Source organism: Mycobacterium sp. 155 (genome assembly GCF_000373905.1).
Classification (GTDB): domain Bacteria; phylum Actinomycetota; class Actinomycetes; order Mycobacteriales; family Mycobacteriaceae; genus Mycobacterium.
Genome location: NZ_KB892705.1, coordinates 1340614 through 1358599, shown reverse-complemented (window position 1 = coordinate 1358599; position 17986 = coordinate 1340614). Strand labels below are relative to the sequence as shown.

Annotated in this window: 18 protein-coding genes; 11 read left to right on the top strand and 7 right to left on the bottom strand. The window is 65.9% G+C overall.

Annotated elements, in window-relative coordinates; genetic code table 11:
• The first annotated feature begins 10 nt into the window (after window positions 1-10).
• Together upp and B133_RS0106295 are read left to right on the top strand one after the other, a co-directional pair.
• Window positions 11-640 carry a uracil phosphoribosyltransferase gene (upp, locus tag B133_RS0106300; RefSeq protein ID WP_018599876.1) on the top strand — a complete coding sequence of 210 codons (630 nt, stop codon included), beginning with the start codon at window positions 11-13 and terminating at the stop codon, window positions 638-640.
• A 110-nt stretch (window positions 641-750) separates the two neighbouring features.
• The gene (locus B133_RS0106295) at window positions 751-1395 is read left to right on the top strand and encodes a CPBP family intramembrane glutamic endopeptidase (RefSeq protein WP_232423351.1); all 645 of its coding nucleotides are present in this window, start codon (window positions 751-753) and stop codon (window positions 1393-1395) included.
• Between the two features lie 181 nt (window positions 1396-1576).
• Here the strand turns inward: B133_RS0106295 and ripD are convergent, their stop codons facing one another.
• Window positions 1577-2197 carry an NlpC/P60 family peptidoglycan-binding protein RipD gene (ripD, locus tag B133_RS0106290; RefSeq protein WP_018599874.1) on the bottom strand — a complete coding sequence of 207 codons (621 nt, stop codon included), beginning with the start codon at window positions 2195-2197 and terminating at the stop codon, window positions 1577-1579.
• Between the two features lie 272 nt (window positions 2198-2469).
• Here ripD and tenA point away from each other — a divergent pair, with 272 nt between their 5' ends.
• A complete protein-coding gene (tenA, locus tag B133_RS0106285; RefSeq protein WP_018599873.1) occupies window positions 2470-3144 on the top strand; it encodes a thiaminase II in 675 nt (224 codons plus the stop codon).
• Window positions 3145-3198: 54 nt separating this feature from the next.
• Here tenA and tpx read toward each other — a convergent pair whose 3' ends face one another.
• Window positions 3199-3693, bottom strand: a complete 495-nt coding sequence (tpx, locus tag B133_RS0106280) for a thiol peroxidase (RefSeq protein ID WP_018599872.1) — start codon at window positions 3691-3693, stop codon at window positions 3199-3201.
• A 60-nt stretch (window positions 3694-3753) separates the two neighbouring features.
• Here tpx and B133_RS0106275 point away from each other — a divergent pair, with 60 nt between their 5' ends.
• Window positions 3754-4647 carry an aminoglycoside phosphotransferase family protein gene (locus B133_RS0106275; protein WP_026256050.1) on the top strand — a complete coding sequence of 298 codons (894 nt, stop codon included), beginning with the start codon at window positions 3754-3756 and terminating at the stop codon, window positions 4645-4647.
• A 6-nt stretch (window positions 4648-4653) separates the two neighbouring features.
• Here B133_RS0106275 and B133_RS0106270 read toward each other — a convergent pair whose 3' ends face one another.
• The 4 genes from B133_RS0106270 to B133_RS0106255 form a co-directional block, all read right to left on the bottom strand.
• Entirely contained in the window at window positions 4654-5607 is a 954-nt protein-coding gene (locus tag B133_RS0106270) for an enolase C-terminal domain-like protein (RefSeq protein ID WP_018599870.1), read from the bottom strand.
• Between the two features lie 32 nt (window positions 5608-5639).
• Window positions 5640-6326 (bottom strand): GDSL lipase, encoded by a 687-nt coding sequence (locus B133_RS0106265; RefSeq protein ID WP_026256049.1) that lies wholly within the window; start codon window positions 6324-6326, stop codon window positions 5640-5642.
• Between the two features lie 152 nt (window positions 6327-6478).
• A complete protein-coding gene (locus B133_RS0106260; RefSeq protein WP_018599868.1) occupies window positions 6479-7693 on the bottom strand; it encodes an acyltransferase in 1215 nt (404 codons plus the stop codon).
• 291 nt (window positions 7694-7984) lie between these two features.
• Window positions 7985-8503, bottom strand: coding sequence for a hypothetical protein (locus B133_RS0106255; RefSeq protein WP_026256047.1), 519 nt, complete (start codon window positions 8501-8503; stop codon window positions 7985-7987).
• Between the two features lie 45 nt (window positions 8504-8548).
• Here B133_RS0106255 and B133_RS0106250 point away from each other — a divergent pair, with 45 nt between their 5' ends.
• The 7 genes from B133_RS0106250 (at window position 8549) to B133_RS0106215 (ending at window position 16641) form a co-directional block, all read left to right on the top strand.
• Complete coding sequence (locus B133_RS0106250; RefSeq protein WP_018599866.1) at window positions 8549-9697, top strand: alkaline phosphatase family protein; 1149 nt, start codon at window positions 8549-8551, stop codon at window positions 9695-9697.
• Between the two features lie 84 nt (window positions 9698-9781).
• Window positions 9782-10117 carry a DUF732 domain-containing protein gene (locus tag B133_RS0106245; RefSeq protein WP_018599865.1) on the top strand — a complete coding sequence of 112 codons (336 nt, stop codon included), beginning with the start codon at window positions 9782-9784 and terminating at the stop codon, window positions 10115-10117.
• A gap of 46 nt (window positions 10118-10163) precedes the next feature.
• Window positions 10164-10628, top strand: a complete 465-nt coding sequence (locus tag B133_RS0106240; protein WP_026256046.1) for a DUF5078 domain-containing protein — start codon at window positions 10164-10166, stop codon at window positions 10626-10628.
• A gap of 315 nt (window positions 10629-10943) precedes the next feature.
• Window positions 10944-11417 (top strand): MmpS family protein, encoded by a 474-nt coding sequence (locus tag B133_RS0106235; protein ID WP_081618276.1) that lies wholly within the window; start codon window positions 10944-10946, stop codon window positions 11415-11417.
• The gene (locus tag B133_RS0106230; RefSeq protein WP_018599862.1) at window positions 11414-14323 is read left to right on the top strand and encodes an RND family transporter; all 2910 of its coding nucleotides are present in this window, start codon (window positions 11414-11416) and stop codon (window positions 14321-14323) included. Before B133_RS0106235 ends, B133_RS0106230 begins: the two co-directional genes overlap by 4 nt.
• Window positions 14324-14458: 135 nt before the next feature.
• A complete protein-coding gene (gene yaaA, locus B133_RS0106220; RefSeq protein WP_018599860.1) occupies window positions 14459-15205 on the top strand; it encodes a peroxide stress protein YaaA in 747 nt (248 codons plus the stop codon).
• Window positions 15206-15249: 44 nt separating this feature from the next.
• The gene (locus tag B133_RS0106215) at window positions 15250-16641 is read left to right on the top strand and encodes an aminotransferase class V-fold PLP-dependent enzyme (RefSeq protein WP_018599859.1); all 1392 of its coding nucleotides are present in this window, start codon (window positions 15250-15252) and stop codon (window positions 16639-16641) included.
• 21 nt (window positions 16642-16662) lie between these two features.
• Here the strand turns inward: B133_RS0106215 and B133_RS0106210 are convergent, their stop codons facing one another.
• Entirely contained in the window at window positions 16663-17946 is a 1284-nt protein-coding gene (locus tag B133_RS0106210) for a competence/damage-inducible protein A (protein ID WP_026256043.1), read from the bottom strand.
• Between the last annotated feature and the right edge of the window lie 40 nt (window positions 17947-17986).

Below are 17986 nucleotides of genomic sequence, written 5' to 3'. Positions count from 1 at the left end.
GGAGGGCAGCATGAGCAATCTGCACATCGTCGACCATCCCCTGGTCCAGCACAAGCTCACCATGATGCGACAAAAAGAGGTGTCCACCAAGGGTTTCCGACAACTGCTTACCGAGATCTCGATGCTGATGGCCTACGAGGTGCTGCGCGACGTCCCGATGCACGAGATCGAAATCGACACGCCACTGGAATCAACCAAAGGCTCGGTGATCGACGGCAAGAAACTAGTTTTTGTGTCCATCCTGCGGGCCGGCAGCGGCATCCTCGACGGCATGCTCAACGTCGTTCCAAGCGCGCGTGTCGGCCATATCGGTTTATACCGGGACCCGAAGACCCTTGTCGCCGTGGAGTACTACTTCAAGATGCCGAGCGACCTGCAGGAACGCGACGTGGTGGTGGTCGACCCGATGCTGGCCACCGGCAATTCCGCGGTGGCTGCCATCGACCGGCTCAAGGAATACCAACCGAAGTCGATCAAGTTCGTCTGCCTGCTGACCTGCCCTGAAGGCGTCGCCGCGATGCAATCGGCACATCCCGATGTCGCGATCTATACCGCGGCACTGGACCGCGAACTCGACGCCGACGGCTACATCGTGCCGGGCCTCGGCGATGCCGGCGACCGCATCTTCGGAACCAAGTAACCGTGGCCGCCGAAACCGGGCCGGGTGACAGCGAAGTCGCGCCGGAACTCACAGTCGATAGGGAATTGCCACGGCATCGTTGGGGCCTGGGGGCTTTCGTCATTGCCGAGATGGCCTACCTGCTCATCTCGGCGGCATTCGTCGTGGCGTTCACCCGCGACGGACCGCCGCAGGCGGCAACCCTGGCACTTGCCGTGGCGGCGCCGACGCTGGCCGCAGCCGGCCTGGCCTTGCTCATCGCCCGGGTACGCGGCAACGGACCACGAATTGACTTCCGGATGCACTGGTCATGGCGGGATTGGGGCATCGGAGTCGCGTTCGGGATTTGTGGGCTGTTCGTCACGCTGCCGGCGGCGATGCTGTACAGCTCGATCACCGGGCCGGACGCGAACTCCGCGGTGGGCGAGGTGTTCGGCGGGGTGCGGGCCTCCTGGCCGGTGGCCGTGCTGGTTTTCGTCGTCATCGTCGTCATCGGGCCGGTCTGCGAGGAGATCCTCTACCGGGGTCTGCTGTGGGGTGCACTCGAACAGCGCTGGGGACGATGGGTGGCGCTCGGAGTCAGCACGGTGGTGTTCGCGCTGGCCCACCTGGAATTCGAGCGCTTTCCGCTGCTTCTGGTGATAGCCGTTCCGCTCGCGCTGGCCCGGTTTTTCACCAATAGCCTGCTCGCCGGTATCGCCGCGCATCAGGTGACCAATCTGCTGCCGGGCATCGTGGTGATGCTCGGCCTCGCCGGGGCGATACCCACGGGCTGATTCGCCGGTCAGTGCGGTGCGGTCGGCGGCATACCCCAGGCCCGGGAACTGATGCCGGGAAATACGGTTCGCGTGGTCGCGGGTGGCTGGTTCATCGCGGTCTGCCCTTCGACGTGTCTGACCCAACACCACGGAGAGGTTGCGCCGTGCAGCTGACACCGATTCGGTGCCACCGCACGCCTCAGGCGATGATGCGGACCAGGTAGGGGGTCATGCCGTTGGTGCGCACCGGCGACACCGCCACACCCCGGTCGGTGGTCTCGACCATCTGACCATTTCCGATGAACAAGGCCACGCTCTGTGTGCCCTCCGGACCGTAGAAGATCAGGTCGCCGGGAGCCGCCTGCGCGGGCGCGACCTTCTGACCGACCTTGTACTGCTCACCGGAGGACCGCGGCAACTTCACGCCGACACCGGCGAACGAGTACACGATGAGACCGGAGGCGTCGAAACCGACGACGTCGGGGGCGGCAGGTGCGGCGGGAGTGACGCCGAGACCCAGCAGGCCGGGGAACAGCCCGGGAGAAGCCGGCGTGGTGGGTGCCAGAACCGGTCCGGCGGCGCCCGGCAACGCCGGATTCGCGGTGGCCACGGCCGCGTCACGGACAACACCGCGGGTGGGCCCGTTGGAGTCACCTCCACCGTAGACAAACGGCACGCCACGCTGCGAAAGTGCCCGGGAGATAACCTGTTCGATGAACTTCTGGTTGCCGGCTGGCCGCTGGTACGGGTCGGCGGACGCCAGTCCGGGGGCCGCCAGCAGCAGGGCCAGGCTGACCATCAAGGCATACGTGCGCTTCATCGGCTTCTTCAACTCTCTTCGATCCAGTGCCATCTGAGGCTGACTGTCTGTCGACAGCAGCCACCACAACTATTTGTACCGGCGAATTTGCTGCTTGCCCAATTTCCATGTGGCACAACGCTAATGAGATGCAGTACCGTGACCGAACGGTGACTCCACGCGGCCGGGGAACTTGCCGGCAAGCCGCAACAACCCGGGGATCACACTGTCGAACCATGTTGTGCTGCAACAATTTTTCTCACAGCGTCCAGGGACCTGACAAGATAGCGGTCATGAACGCGACGACAAGCTGGTCGACCCGGCTGTGGAACGACATCGACGACACCTTCACGGCGATCATGGCCCATCCCTTCATCACGGGGCTCACCGACGGCAGTCTCGACGAAAAGGCTTTCGCCCACTACGTCGCCCAGGATGTTCACTACCTGCGGGACTATGCGCGCGCACTGGCGATCGTCGCGGCGAAGGCACCGACGCTGACCGACACCGCAATGTTCTCGCGGCACGCCGCCGAAGTGTTCGATGTGGAATTGGAACTGCACACCCAGCTATTGCCCGAACTTGGACTGGACCCGGCAACACTGAACGCCGAACCCGTGGCGCCGACCACCCAGGCGTACACCAGCTATCTGCTTGCAACCGTGTACAGCGGCAGCTTCGCCGACGGCCTGGCCGCGGTGCTGCCGTGCTACTGGATCTACGCGCGGGTGGGGACCGAACTGGCCACCCTGGGATCGATTGACTCGCGCTATCAGCGCTGGATCGACAGTTACGGCGGCGAGGCCTTTGCCGCCACCGTCTCGGAAGTGCTGGCCCTGACCGACCGTGTCGGGCCGACCCTGACCACGGCGGAGGAGGCTGTCGCGCGGGCGCATTTCACGCAGACTGCGCGCTATGAATGGATGTTCTTCGACGCCGGATACCGGCGCGAGGGCTGGCCGGTCTGACCGGCTGCCCGGTGCCCGCCGGGCATCGCAGGCGGGCACCGCGCAATCAAACGCTTACTTCAGGGCGGCCAGTGCGGCGTCGTAGTTCGGCTCGTCGGCGATCTCGGGCACCAACTCTGTGTAGGCGACATTGCCGTCGGCGCCGATCACCACGACGGCGCGACCGAACAGACCGGCCATCGGACCGTCGGCGATGGTGATGCCGTAGTCCTCACCGAAGCCGTCCCGGAAGGCCGACGCGGTGGTGACGTTCTCGATGCCCTCGGCGCCGCAGAAACGGCTCTGCGCGAACGGCAGGTCCTTCGAGACACACACCACGGTTGCGCCACTGGCGGCGGCCTTCTCGTTGAAGGTACGCACGCTCGTGGCGCAGGTCCCGGTGTCGATCGACGGGAAGATGTTCAGCAGCACGGCCTTGTCGCGGAACTGCTCGCTGGTGACGGGGCCGAGATCAGTGCCGGTGAGGGTGAAGCTGGGCGCCGGCGATCCGACGGCGGGCAGCTCGCCCACGGTGTTGATGGGGTTTCCACGCAGGGTTATCTGTGCCATGTACACAGTCTGTCAAAGCCGGCGGCAGGCCAGGCAGGCCGGGGTGCGACCATGGGGTCGATGATCGATCTGCCCGACGGGGTGCGTGCGATGGCCGCGCGTGGACCGCAGTGGCAGGACTGGGTCGACCGGCTGCCTCGCCTGCTGCGGGCCCAGCTCGATGACTGGGAACTCACCCTCGACGGCGATGCCATGCACGGTTTCTGCTCGGTCGTGCTGCCCGTGCGCACCCGCGACCACGGCGCTGCGGTGCTCAAGATGGCATTGCCCGACGAGGAGTCCGAGCACGAACACCTCGCGTTGCGCCGGTGGGGCGGCAACGGCACAGTCCGGTTGCTCCGCGCCGAGCCGCACCGGCGGGCCCTGCTGCTGGAGCGGTTGCATACCCGAGATCTCAACGCGCTCTGGGACATTGAGGCGTGCGAGATCGTCGCATCGCTGTACCGTCGGATCCACGTCCCGGCACTGCCGCAACTACGCCCGCTATCCGGATTCGTCGAACGCTGGACCGCAGACCTGACGGCACTCCCCCGCAACGCCCCGGTGCCACGCCGCATGGTGGAGCAGGCCATCACCCTGGGCGCCGAGCTCGGCGCCGACCCCGAGAGCTCGGCAACGCTCATCCACAGCGATCTGCACTACGACAACGTCCTGGGCGCCGAGCGGGAACCGTGGCTGGTGATCGACCCGAAACCGGTCAACGGCGATCCGCACTACGAGATCGCACCGATGCTGTGGAACCGGTGGGACGAGCTGACCGGTTACGTCCGCGACGGGGTCCGGCGCCGGTTCTACACCTTGGTCGACGCCGCCGAGCTGGACGTCGATCGGGCCCGGGCCTGGGTGATCGTGCGAGCGATGCACAACGCGATGTGGGAGTTGACCGAGCAGGACAAGCCCGACACGGACTGGCTGACCACCTGCGTGACCATGGCCAAGGCCGTGCAGGACTGATCGCGCTCAGCTCCCCAGCTGGGTGGCCGTGCGGATGCGGTCGCGCCACCACGCGATCCGCTGCGGGTTGGTGACGGCGTAACGTTCGATCAACTCCGGTTGGGGTGCCGGAGGCATCGGTGCAACCGGCAGGAAGCCGTCCAGGACCCGCAGCGAACGCGACTCGGCGACCATGTCGTCCACGAGCAGCGAACGGCCGCCGAGCTCACATGCGAAGGGCAACTCCGGTAAAGCACCCGCGAGTGCGAGCCCGGCCATGATGCCGATGCTGGTCTGCACACTCGACGTGACGACACACGGCAGCCCCGTCGTCTCGGCCACCCGTAAGGCTCGTCGAGCGCCGCCGAGCGGGCCGCACGACAGCACGGCGATGTCGGCGGCATCGTGCACCTCGTGCCCCGCAGCTCCGAGCAGAGACATGTCCACCGCGACGCGCACCTCGACCCGGGTCCGCACACGTGCACCGTCGGTGACGGCGCGGCAGGGTTGCACAACGAATTCGAGCCCGCCGGCCGCGTGATCGAGGGCCGCGATCGCGGTCACCGCGGTCTCGACATCCCACCGCCCCTTGGCATCGCAGCGGACTGCTCCGTCGGGCCCGACCGCGTCACGCACTGCGGCCACCCGCGCGATGTCATCGGCGAGCGCGGTGCCGACCTCTACCACCGCGAACCGGCAGCCCGCCGCCAAAGCGATCTCATGGGCGCGGGCCGGATCGACGGCGGGCACGGTGGCAGCGATCGGTATCCGACCGCGGACCGGATCGGGCCAGCCCACGGTGCCGGCCTCAGTCGCCGCGGTCAGCCAGCGCACCAGCGTCCGGGGGGCGGCGGCGGACGGCGGGCTGAACTCGCCCCAGCCCTGTGGGCCCTCGACCAGCACGCCCTCATGGATGGCGCTGCCGTCGCGCAGAGGAATCGCGAACACCGGAGAGCTGTCGAAGTCGATCAGGGTCTGCACAAGCAGGTGACGCTAGCCGACGCCCGATCGGATCAGAGACCGCGCGGCAGCTGCTTGCTGATGAGCGGGGCCAGTCGGTCGGCCATATAAGCATGCCCGGCGTCAGTGGGGTGAATGCCGTCGCTCGCGATGAGGTCGGGCCGGTCGAAGAACCAGCCATCTTCGATGGGGTCGAAAAACACTGCGCCCACGTCGTGAGCCTGAGATTTGAGGATGTCGCGAATGCCCAGGATCGAGGGTGGCACATCGGCCGACACCCACGGCGGCCCGACGACCAGCAGTTTGGCCGACGGCGCGATGTGTTGCGCAAGCGTAAACGCGTTGTGGCTCATCATGGTGATCGCGGCTGGGTCTATGTCCTTGTCGTTGCGTGATCCGAAGAACACCACCAATGTGTCGTCGGGTTTCACGGCCCGGGCCGTCAGATCCCCGAAGACGCTGCCTCGGTTGCCCCTGGCCACATATCCCGCACCCCCTTCAGCGACCACGTCAGCGTTCAGCTGTACGCCGCGGTGGGCCAGCTCACTCCACGCGAGGCTGGACCAACCTTTCGGACCCAGACCACCTTCGTCGGTCCCCGTGGTGTACGAGTCGCCGATCACCGCGATGTGATTCAGGTGCGGATCCAGGCCCGACGTCGTGAACCGCTCGACGGGGGTGTGGGCGACCACTCCCGCCAGGAGACCAAGTGAGAGGACGAACGTGAAAAGACGACTCACTGCTACCTCCACTGCCGGTGAGACGACGTGTCCCGCACCACGATCACGGCAGGCCGACGGACTGCCCGAGGAAGGCTACCCCGGCCACGGTGACACGCTGATAACGGGACCATTACAACCTGCGGCACAGGCTGTTTCGCTACTTCGTGCATCTATCCGGCGCGAGCTGAAACACCGGCGGGACGGGCCTCGAGCTCGCTATCGATCCGGTGCAATCTGTTGGGTGGCTCCGCAGGCCTGATGTCGACCATGCGGCGCATCCAGCGGCGGGCCGGTTCTTCGACGATGTGATAGAGCAGGATCGCCCCGAGAACCGACAAGGCCATCAGGCCGAGCACGGTGACCTTGCCCGACAGGGTGGGCGTCAGCGTGAGCTCGAACTGCTTGACCGTCCATATCCAGGCGGTATGGACAAGCTCATGCACCATGTAGAGGCCGAAGGAGATCTGCCCGCCGTAGACCAGCAGCCGGGTGGACAGCAGGGCGGGCAGGCTGCCGGTGCCTACCGCCAGCACCACGATCAGCGGTACGAAAAGCAGGTCGACGAGACCACCGGCGTCACCCACGGTGTTCAGCGGGTGCGCGTCGAAGAAGTACAGCCCGGTGACAACCAGTGCAATCAAAGCAATCGACAGGTAGCCGGCACGGCGACGGGCCGTGTCACCGAGGTCCAACTTGCGCACTGCCGCGCAGGCCAACGCACCCGCGGTGAACTGCATGACGATTCTCGGCAGCCAGCTCCACGGCGTATAGATGTGCCCGCTGACCATCATCAGCACCACGGGAGGCGTCGATGCGGCGATCGCCAGCAGCGCCAGGCTGCGCGCACGGGTGGCCCGGGCGACCCGGAACACCACCAGGATCAACACCCCGAACAATAGGTAGGCCAACCATTCTGCGCTGATCGACCAGGCCGGGCCGTCCCAGCTGGACCCGTCGAAATAGGGCTGGAACCACAGCTGGATGAGGAAGAACTGTCGGAAGTAGCTGACCGCGCTGTATGGGCTGACGTCCTCGGTCGGGATATGCCCGACGTTGAGGGTGAAGATCACCCACAGTGCGGCCAGGTGCAGGGTGACCAGATACACCGGCCAGACCCGCGACAGCCTCAGCCACAGGAAATGCAGCGTGGCGCGAGTGGACCAGGATGGCCCCATCTGATCAAAGTAGTTCCAGGTCAGCACGAAGCCACTGAGGATGAAGAACAGATCGACGCCTTGGGCCCCGCAGTTGAGCACGGGCGCCAGCGCCTTGGTGGTATTTGGCGCCACCTCATAGAGCAATGGGCGGAAGTGGAACAGCACGACCCACACGGCTGCGACGATGCGCAGTCCGGTGAGGGCCTTGATCTCTGCGCCGCGCGCCACTTTGGTCCGTATCCTTGCCGATTTACGTGTCCACTCACCGATTCGCCCGCATCATGCGCCGTGGCTGGCCGAGGGGGAAGGCTCCCACAACCGGGCGACCGGCAGCCTTCGCAGACTAGCAGCGGCGGCGCTTCGGCCGCGCGTCCATGTTCCTGTGTACTTGCTGAACCAGCGCCCGATAGCCCTGAACACCAACCGGATCCGCTTGCGCAGCAAAACGATCAACCGATTTACAGCCCGCTCGCGTGGATCGCCGCGCACGGCCTCGGCGTGTCGGCTACACCCGATTTGTCAGGGTGTCGGGACCTGCGATCCGTCGTACTGACGCGCACCGTTGTTCACGGTGTTCAGCCAGCCGCGCAGTTGGGCTCCGGCGATCAGCGCCGATAGCCCACCAGCCGGCTGGGCGTCGGCGGGCGCGTCTGTCAACGTCCATGCCTGGCAGCCGCTGGTCTTGAACGCCTTGTCTGTCGGCTCGATCGCCACCGTCTGGGGCTTCTTCGTCATCGCATTGTCGATGATCGGATTCTGATCGTCACCGATCCGCTTCCAGTAGCACGCGCCATCGCCGACGGGGCCCGCCGAGGCGTAGGTGCCCGGCGCGATGTCCTTGCCGACGACGAAAGTGCCGTCATGGTCGATGCTGGTGGCCAGAGCGCCGGCCGGCGCCGGCGATGTGTTCGGGTCCGGAGCCACGGGCGGCGCCGGCGGATTGGGTGCGGCGGGGTCAGCGGTGGCGACACCGCTGAACATTCCAGCCCCGGCCGCAGCAAGGGTCGCGGCGAGGATCGCTGCTCTCATCGGCCTCATAGCACGCCAGCGTACCGGGGTCGATCGGTGTGGGAAGCTCGCAACGTGGATGCGCCACACCTGGATCCCGATGCGCCCGCACTCGCCGATGTGGTGCCGGCAGTGTTGAGCACCCTCGGGGTGACGGGCTTCGATTCCCGCCGCCTCGAGCTGCCCGGCCCGGCGCGCGGTGCCTGCGTTCTGCTGGTCGACGGGCTCGGCGCCGAACTGCTGGACGCCCACGCCGGTGATGCGCCGGTGTTGGCCGGGTTGCGCGGGAAGACGCTGCAGGTCGGCTTCCCTTCCACCACTGCAGCCGGCTTGGCGGCCATCGGTACCGGATGCCGGTCAGGCGAACACGGTCTGGTGGGCATGTCGTTCCGGGTGCCCGACGCTTCCGACGTCCTTGTGCTGAATGCCCTGCGGTGGCGCCCGCACCCGCGCGGCGAGGACCTGCGTGAACGCGTCCGCCCCGAGGAACTGCAGCCACTGCCCACCACATTCGAGCGGGCCGCGGCCGCTGGAGTCGCGGTGAGCGTCGTCTCGGGCGCGGAATTCGCCGGGTCAGGACTGACCCGAGCCGTCCTACGGGGCGCCCGCTATGTCGGAGTACACGCCCTCGGTGAGCTCGCCGCCGGGGTGAGCGACGCCGTGGCCCGCGGCGGCTTCTGTTACGGCTATCACGGCGAACTCGACCTCGTCGGGCATCTGCACGGGCCAGGTTCACCGGCCTGGCGCATGCAATTACGCCAGGTCGACAAGCTGGTGGAGTCGATTGTCGACGCTTTGCCGCGTGGTGCCCTGCTCGCCGTCGTCGCCGACCACGGGATGGTCGCGGTCGATCCCAGCGCGGTGGTCGACCTCGATACGCGTCCGGATCTGTTGGCAGGCGTGCAGGACATCGGCGGTGAAGCTCGGGCCCGCCACATCTACACGGTCGCCGGCGCGGGCGACGACGTCGTGGCGCAGTGGCGGGAGGCGCTCGACGACACGGCGTGGGTGCTGGGCCGAGATGAAGCCATCGCCGCCGGCTGGTTCGGGGCCCACGTCCGTGACGCGGTGCGCGGGAGAATCGGCGATGTCGTCGTCGCGGCACGCGGCTCGGCGGCATTGTTACGGCGCACGACCGAACCGATCGAGTCTTCTCTTATCGGGCAGCACGGCTCATTGACCAGCGCCGAACAACGGATTCCGCTGTTGTTGGCGTACGGCTGAACAGCGTTGGCGGCGCTGATTCGGAATCCGGTAAGCGGAGGCTTGCTGTCCCAATTCTGTATTAGATGATCTAAGATTCAGCGCATGAAGCTTGCAGGCCTGGCAGCAGTCGGCGCAGCCGCCGCGATCGCATTCGCCGCTCCGGCACATGCCGAGATCGACACCGACTTCGCCAACCAGCTGCACACCTTCGGTATTTACGGACAACGTGACTACAACGCCTGGATCGCCAAGATCGCGTGCAAACGGCTGCACAACGGGGTGGACCACGACGCTTACCAGTCGGCCAAGTTCGTCGCCACGAACTTGGCAAAGGACAGCACCACCGCGCAGGCTTGGCAGTTCCTGGGGACAGCCATCAACTTCTACTGCCCCGATCTGCAGCCGGTGATCGACCAGGTGGCAGCGCATCAGGGCTGATTGTCAGCCAATCCAGATCTCAGACTCGGAGCGATACATGAACGTTATGCGACCACGTCGGGTGACCAATCTGATCCGTGCCGGTGTCGCCGCGTGTGCCGTGGCGGGCAGCCTGGCCGCGGCGCCAGGTATGGCGTCCGCAGACGCCACCGATGACTACCCGATCCCAAACCGGATCCTCAAGACCACCTGTACCGCGGAGCAGATCATGGCCGCCGCCCGGGACGTCGAGCCCGTGTACTACGAGCGATACATGATCGACTACAACAACAAGGCGCCCGAGCTGCAGCAGGAGACGCAGGACCGAATCCACTGGTTCTTCTCGCTGGATTACGCCGGCCGCCGGCAGTACTCAGAGAACACCGCGACCAACGCGTTCTATGAGAACATGGCGTGGAAGTGGCCGAACTGGGCGAAGCTTTTCTTCAACAACAAGGGTGTCGCCGCCCGTACGACTGATGTCTGCGCGAACTACCCGGCCGGCGACATGTCGGTATGGGATTGGCATTAAACCCCTCGGGTTCGTCGGCCCCCCTGCGACTCCGCGCAGGGGGCTTTCCATTTCAAGGGCTTGACCGGCGTTCGTGTCTGTTCGCATCACGATCCGCGCTTGGTATGAACACGGTCACGTCGGGGTCCCGCAGGTAGCTACCCGTTTTGCAGTTCTGTTAAATAAGCTAATATCTCGCCTAATTCAGCTGACGATAACGATGACGAGGCGCAACGAAATGCACATGGCGCAGGCCAGCGACGACATCCGGTTTCGCACTGACAGCTCCGCCGGATGTCCGGTGCCTGCCGTGTGCCATTCCGCCACCGGACGGCGATGAGCACCGAGACGAAAAAGCCGCGTCGCAAACAGTTTTCACTGTTCGGCATCCTCCGGCGGTTCTGGATTCCGGTGCTCATCGTGGTGGTGGTGGCGATCGGGACGTTCACCGTGATGCGGGTCCGTACCTTCTTCGGAGCCGGTGACGGCTCAGGGATCGCCAGCGCGAAAGTCGACGACACCAAGCCGTTCGACCCCAAGGTCGTGGTCTACGAGATCACCGGGGAACCCGGCGCCACCGCCGACGTCAACTACCTCGACCTCGACGCCCAACCACAACGCATCGACGGGGTGTCCCTGCCCTGGACACTGCGCCTGCAGAGCACCGCACCATCGGTGTTTCCCAACATCGTGGCCCAAGGCAACGGTGACACGATCAGCTGCCGGATCACCGTCGACGACGAACTCAAAGATCAACGCACCTCCACCGGCGTCAACGCCCAAACTTTCTGCTTGGTGAAATCTGCATGAGCACCCCTACCCACGATGCGCCGACCGACGTGTTCCCGGCCAACCCGCCGCCCCAGCACGCCGCCGAGCGCAGCGGTATCGCTAAGTGGATCCGGCGCCTGGCACTGCCGATCATCCTCGGCTGGATCGCCGTCATCGTGGTACTCAACGTGATCGTCCCCCAGCTCGAAGAGGTGGGGAAAATGCGCTCGGTCTCGTTGAGCCCCGATCAGGCGTCGTCGATGATCGCGATGAAACGGGTCGGCCAGGTCTTCGACGAATTCAAGTCGAACAGCTCGGTCATGATCGTGCTGGAGAGCGACCATGCCCTCGACCAGGCCGCGCACGACTATTACGACCAGATCGTGGCCAAGCTGCGCGCCGACACCAAGCACATCGAACACGTCCAAGACTTCTGGGGCGACCCACTGACCGCCTCGGGCGCGCAGAGCTCCGACGGCAAGGCCTCCTACGTGCAGGTCTACACCGCCGGCAACCAGGGCGAGGCACTGGCCAACGAATCGGTCCAAGCCGCCGAAAACATCGTCAAGAGCGTGCAAGCACCACCGGGTGTCCACGCTTACGTCACGGGCCCGGCCGCCCTTTTGGCCGATCAGCAGCTCGCCGGTAACCGCAGCATGCAGATGATCGAAGCGATCACCTTCACGGTCATCATCACCATGCTGCTCCTGGTATACCGCTCGATCGTCACCGTCGTCTTGACGCTGCTGATGGTGGTGCTGGAACTATCTGCGGCCCGCGGGCTCATCGCGTTCCTGGGCTACTACAACATCATCGGGCTTTCGACATTCGCCACCAACCTATTGGTGACCCTGGCGATCGCGGCGTCGACGGACTATGCGATCTTCCTCATCGGCCGATATCAAGAGGCCCGCAGCGTCGGCGAAGACCGAGAATCGGCCTACTACACCATGTTCCACGGCACGGCCCACGTCATCCTGGGTTCGGGCCTGACCATCGCGGGTGCCACCTTCTGCCTGCACTTCACCCGATTGCCCTATTTCCAGACGCTGGGTATCCCGCTGGCCATCGGCATGGTCACGGTGGTCGTCGCGGCGCTCACGATGGGCCCGGCGATGATTACCGTCGCCACGAAATTCGGCAAAACCTTGGAACCCAAGCGCGCCATGCGCATCCGCGGCTGGCGCAAGATCGGCGCCGCGGTGGTGCGCTGGCCCGGGCCGATCCTGATCGCCACCATCGCACTCTCCCTCATCGGACTGCTGACCCTGCCGGGGTACCGGACCAGCTATAACGACCGCAAATACATGCCCACAGATCTGCCGGCCAACACCGGGTACGCGGTCGCCGACCGGCACTTCTCCCAGGCCCGGATGAACCCCGAGCTGCTGCTCATCGAGAGCGACCACGATCTGCGCAACTCAGCCGACTTCCTCGTCATCGATCGGATCGCCAAACGTATCTTCCAGGTGCCGGGCATCTCCCGCGTACAGGCGATCACCCGCCCGCAGGGCACGCCGATCGAGCACACCTCGATCCCGTTCCAGATCAGCATGCAGGGCACCACCCAGATGATGAACATGAAGTACATGCAGGACCGCATGAAAGACATGTTGAAGATGGCCGACGAGATGCAGGTCTCCATCGACACCATGGAAGCCATGGTCAAGCTGACTCAGGAAATGGCGGACACCACGCACAGCATGGTCGGCAAGATGCATGTGATGGTCGCGGACGTCGCTGAATTGCGGGATCACATCGCGGATTTCGACGATTTCTTCCGGCCCATCCGCAACTACCTGTACTGGGAGCCGCACTGCTTCGACATCCCGGTCTGCTGGTCGATGCGGTCGATCTTCGACACCCTTGACGGCATCGACACCATGACCGACGACATCCAGAAGCTGATGCCGGACTTGGATCACCTCGATGTACTGATGCCGCAGATGGTCAAGATCATGCCGCCGATGATCGCGACCATGAAGACGATGAAGACCATGATGCTGACGATGCAGGCCACGATGGGTGGGCTACAGGATCAGATGGAAGCGATGATGAAGGACCAGACGGCCATGGGCCAGGCCTTCGACGCTTCGAAGAACGACGATTCGTTCTATCTGCCGCCGGAGACCTTCAACAACCCGAATTTCAAACGCGGCATGAAAATGTTCCTGTCCCCGGACGGGCATGCGGTGCGGTTCATCATCAGCCACGAAGGCGATCCGATGAGCCCCGAAGGCATCTCCCATATCGAACCGATCAAGCAGGCCGCCAAGGAAGCCATCAAAGGCACGCCACTGGAGGGCTCGAAGATCTACCTCGGCGGTACCGCCGCGACCTTCAAGGACATGCAGGAGGGCGCCAACTACGACCTGCTGATCGCCGGCATCGCCTCACTCTGCCTGATCTTCATCATCATGCTCATCATCACCCGCAGCGTCGTCGCCGCCGCCGTCATCGTCGGCACCGTCGTCATCTCACTGGGCGCATCCTTCGGCCTCTCCGTACTCATCTGGCAACACCTCATCGGCCTCGAACTGCACTGGATGGTCCTGGCCATGTCCGTGATCATCCTGCTGGCCGTCGGCGCCGACTACAACCTGCTCCTGGTCTCCCGATTCAAAGAAGAAATCCACGCCGGCCTCAACACCGGCATCATCCGCGCCATGGGCGGCACCGGCTCAGTAGTCACCTCCGCCGGCCTCGTCTTCGCCTTCACCATGATGTCCATGGCCGTCAGCGAACTCGCCGTCATCGGCCAAGTCGGCACCACCATCGGCCTCGGCCTGCTCTTCGACACCCTCGTCATCCGCTCCTTCATGACCCCATCCATCGCCGCCCTACTCGGAAAATGGTTCTGGTGGCCACAGAAAGTGCGCCAGCGGCCAGTCCCGGCGCCATGGCCCAAGCCCGCGGAGAAGCAAACAGCGGACGCGCTGGCCTGATTCGGCCGCTGCGGTGGGCGATCAGCCGGCGGACGCGGAGGCGGCGACGCCCCTGCTGCCATGCCAATCTGACCTGACACGAATCACATTCGATCGGGGTGCCGTGCACCACGATCACTCGGCTAACGTCGCCGTGTGATCGTGCTCCTGCCTCCGTCGGAGACCAAGCGCGCCGGCGGAGACGGCCCGCCGCTGCGACTGGACCAGCTCAGCTCCACGGCCCTCACGCCGCTGCGTGAGGAGCTGCTCGACCAATTGATCGGGCTTTCCGCCGACATTCCGGCCTGCCGCAGGGCCCTCGGGCTCTCGACCAAGCAGGACGTGGAGATCGAGCGCAATGCCGAACTCCGCTCGGCCCCAACATTGCCGGCGATGCACCGTTACACCGGCGTGCTGTACGACGCGCTCGACATCGGCTCGCTGCGCGGCGCAGCGGCTGAGCGTGCGCGGGCCCGGCTCGCCGTCGGATCGGCGCTGTTCGGCTTGCTACGCGCCGATGACCAGGTGCCCGCCTACCGCCTGTCGGCAACCTCGAAACTACCCGGACAGCCAGGGCTCAGCACCCGCTGGCGTCCGATCCTGGAGCCGGTGCTCGCCGAACTGTCCGACCAACATCTGATCGTCGACCTACGCTCGGGCTCGTACGCCGCGCTAGGCCGTATACCCGGAGCGGTCCGCGTCCAGGTCCTCGCCCAACACGCCGACGGACACCGAAGCGTGGTCAGTCATTTCAACAAGGCACACAAAGGTCGGCTGGCGCGGACGCTGGCCGGCTCCCGATCCGAACCGAACGACGCCGCCGCGGTGGCCGCCGTCGCTCGCCGCGCCGACATGCGCGTCGAACGCGACGGTGACGAGTTGACGGTCGTGGTGCCGGCCTGAGGCGCACCTTCGCTGGAATCCACCGGAAACCGTATGGTCGGGCCATGTCGATCCCGTCGCTCGCTCGCACAGCCGTATTGCGAACCGCCCTTGCCCACGCCGAGACATTCCTGACAGGGCTCGACGAGCGTCCGGTGGCGGCACGAGTCGACGCGTCAACCGTGCGCTCCGCCCTCGGTGGCCCACTGCCCGAACACGGTGAAGACCCCACTGCCGTCATTGACGCACTGGCCGCCGGCACCGAGGCCGGGCTGGTCGCCAGCGCCGGACCCCGGCATTTCGGCTTCGTCGTCGGAGGTGCCCTACCGGCCGCACTGGCAGCCGACTGGTTGGTGTCGGCATGGGACCAGTGCGCAGCATTCCACTCGCTGTCCCCCGCCGCGGCCGCGATCGAAGAAGTGGCTGGCGGGTGGGTTTTGGACCTGCTGGGGTTGCCGCCCGACGCCGGCGTTGGATTCGTCACAGGCGCACAGGCCGCCAACACCACCGGCCTGGCGGCGGCCCGTCATGCGGTCCTCGCCCGAGCCGGCTGGGATGTCGGCCGCGACGGATTGATCGGGGCACCGCGGGTCCGGGTACTGTGCGGCGAGCAGGCCCACGTGACCATCCACACGGCCTTGAGATTCCTCGGGCTCGGCGAGGGCACGGCCGCCCGGGTACGCGCCGACGACCAGGGCCGAATGCAGCCGGATGCCCTCGACGAAACCCTCAGTCGCGGTGCCGGACCGACGATCGTATGCGCGCAAGCCGGCAACGTGTCGACCGGCGCCTTCGACGATCTCGACGCTATCGCCGATGTGTGCGCAGCCCACGACGCATGGCTGCATGTCGACGGGGCCTTCGGGCTGTGGGCCGCGGCCTCCCCGTCGAACAGGCACCTCACCGCGGGCGCCAGCCGCGCGGATTCGTGGGCCGTCGACGCCCACAAGTGGCTCAATGTGCCCTACGACAGTGCGATGGCGATCGTCGCCGACCAGCAAGCACACCTGGCCGCGACCGGGCTCGCGGGTCCCTACCTTGTCGCCGACGCCGGCCAGCGGGACAACACGAACTATGTGCCGGAAAGTTCCCGGCGCGCCCGTGCTGTCCCCGTCTATGCGGCGCTGCGCTCGCTCGGCCGGGCCGGAGTGGCCGAACTCGTGGAACGCAACTGCGCGCAGGCCCGGCGGATGGCGGCACTGCTCGCCGAAATCCCCGGCACCGAAATACTCAATGCCGTAGTGCTCAACCAGGTTCTGGTTCGGCTCCCCGGTGGCGATGAAGCTAACCGGCGCGCAGTGGCGGCGATCCAGGCCGACGGCACCTGCTGGCTCGGTGGGACCACGTGGCAGGGTCGGTACGTATTACGGGTGTCCTTCTCGAACTGGGCGACCACCGACGACGACGTCGACCGGTCGGCCGCGGCAATCCGGCGCGTGCTGAGCACACCGCGATGAGGTGACCGGATTCGGCCGCAGTCACCCGACGCTGGAGCCTTGCAACACCCGCCGCAACATGTGCATCGCCACCGTGGTGGAACGTTCCCGGACGTCGGTACGGTCGCCCGGCAACCGGAGTGTGCGGGTGACGGCCTCCCCACCCGCAAGCTGCACGGCGAAGCACACCGTGCCGACGGGCTTGTCCGCGCTGCCACCGCCCGGACCGGCGATACCGGTGATCGCCACCGCGGTGTCGGCCTCGAAGCTGCGCAGTGCCCCGGCAGCCATCGCCACAGCCACCGGCTCGGAGACCGCACCATGCTCGGCAAGCAGCTCCTGATCGACCTGCAGCAGTCGGGTTTTGGCCTCGTTGGCGTAGGCGACGACCCCGCCGGCGACATAGGCCGATGCGCCCGCCCGCTCGGTCAACCGCGCCGCCAGGAGGCCCGCGGTGCACGATTCCGCAGTTGCGACGCGACGACCGGCCAGCAGTGCGGCCACCTGTTCATCGACCGTAGAACCATCCTCGGAGAACAGCGTGTTGGCGTGGCGGTCCCGCAGCATCTTGACCAGTTGGGCGTATGTGTCGGCGGCCGCCGGCTCGTAACGGGTGACGATCTCCAGCTCGCCTCGGCGCAGACACGTGGTGATTTCCAGGTCGGCGAACCCGGCGATGTCACGCTCGGCTTCCCTCAGGGTTTCGGCCAGGCCGGACTCGGCGAGCCCGAACATGCGCACCATGTCCTGGCGATAGACGGTGCGCTGCGCGATCGCCTGCTGCGCAGCCGCCGTCGCGATCGCCGCAGACCACATCGGCTGCAGTTCGCGGGGCGGACCGGGCAGCACGATGACGGTCGGTGTTCCGGGAACCACGACGCCGGGTGCGGTACCGACCGGTTCGAGGATCTCCGCGCCGGCGGGAACCAGGGCCTGCTTGCGGTTGGCTGCCCGCACCGCCTCGAAGTCGACTTCCGAGAAGACGCCGCGCCCCGCCATGAGCCGACGCAAGATCGCCGCGATCTGTTCCTCGATCTCGGTGTCCAGCACCAGCTCGCGACCACAGAATTCGGCGACGGTCGCCACCGTCAGGTCGTCGGCGGTGGGACCCAACCCGCCGCTGGTGACGATCAGGTCCACTCCCTCTGTGGCTAGAAACCGCAGTTGTGCGGCAATGTCCCGGGGACGGTCACCACAGATGGTGATGTGGGCGAGTTCAACACCCAGTTCGAGCAGCCGGTCGGCAATCCACGGCCCGTTGCGGTCCTGGACGCGTCCGGTGAGAACTTCGGTTCCGGTCACCACGATGCCTGCGCGTGCGCTCACACCGATGCACACTACGCAGCCGTATTCGGGTCAGAACCCG

What these genes read in the sequence shown, in the direction of transcription:
- ripD (WP_018599874.1), bottom strand. Translation starts at nt 2,197, where the DNA reads ATGAAGCGCACGTATGCCTTGATGGTCAGCCTGGCCCTGCTGCTGGCG.
- B133_RS0106240 (WP_026256046.1), top strand. Translation starts at nt 10,164, where the DNA reads ATGCGACCACGTCGGGTGACCAATCTGATCCGTGCCGGTGTCGCCGCG.
- B133_RS0106235 (WP_081618276.1), top strand. Translation starts at nt 10,944, where the DNA reads ATGAGCACCGAGACGAAAAAGCCGCGTCGCAAACAGTTTTCACTGTTC.
- B133_RS0106215 (WP_018599859.1), top strand. Translation starts at nt 15,250, where the DNA reads ATGTCGATCCCGTCGCTCGCTCGCACAGCCGTATTGCGAACCGCCCTT.
- B133_RS0106245 (WP_018599865.1), top strand. Translation starts at nt 9,782, where the DNA reads ATGAAGCTTGCAGGCCTGGCAGCAGTCGGCGCAGCCGCCGCGATCGCA.
- B133_RS0106230 (WP_018599862.1), top strand. Translation starts at nt 11,414, where the DNA reads ATGAGCACCCCTACCCACGATGCGCCGACCGACGTGTTCCCGGCCAAC.
- B133_RS0106255 (WP_026256047.1), bottom strand. Translation starts at nt 8,503, where the DNA reads ATGAGGCCGATGAGAGCAGCGATCCTCGCCGCGACCCTTGCTGCGGCC.
- B133_RS0106295 (WP_232423351.1), top strand. Translation starts at nt 751, where the DNA reads ATGGCCTACCTGCTCATCTCGGCGGCATTCGTCGTGGCGTTCACCCGC.
- tenA (WP_018599873.1), top strand. Translation starts at nt 2,470, where the DNA reads ATGAACGCGACGACAAGCTGGTCGACCCGGCTGTGGAACGACATCGAC.
- tpx (WP_018599872.1), bottom strand. Translation starts at nt 3,693, where the DNA reads ATGGCACAGATAACCCTGCGTGGAAACCCCATCAACACCGTGGGCGAG.
- upp (WP_018599876.1), top strand. Translation starts at nt 11, where the DNA reads ATGAGCAATCTGCACATCGTCGACCATCCCCTGGTCCAGCACAAGCTC.
- B133_RS0106275 (WP_026256050.1), top strand. Translation starts at nt 3,754, where the DNA reads ATGATCGATCTGCCCGACGGGGTGCGTGCGATGGCCGCGCGTGGACCG.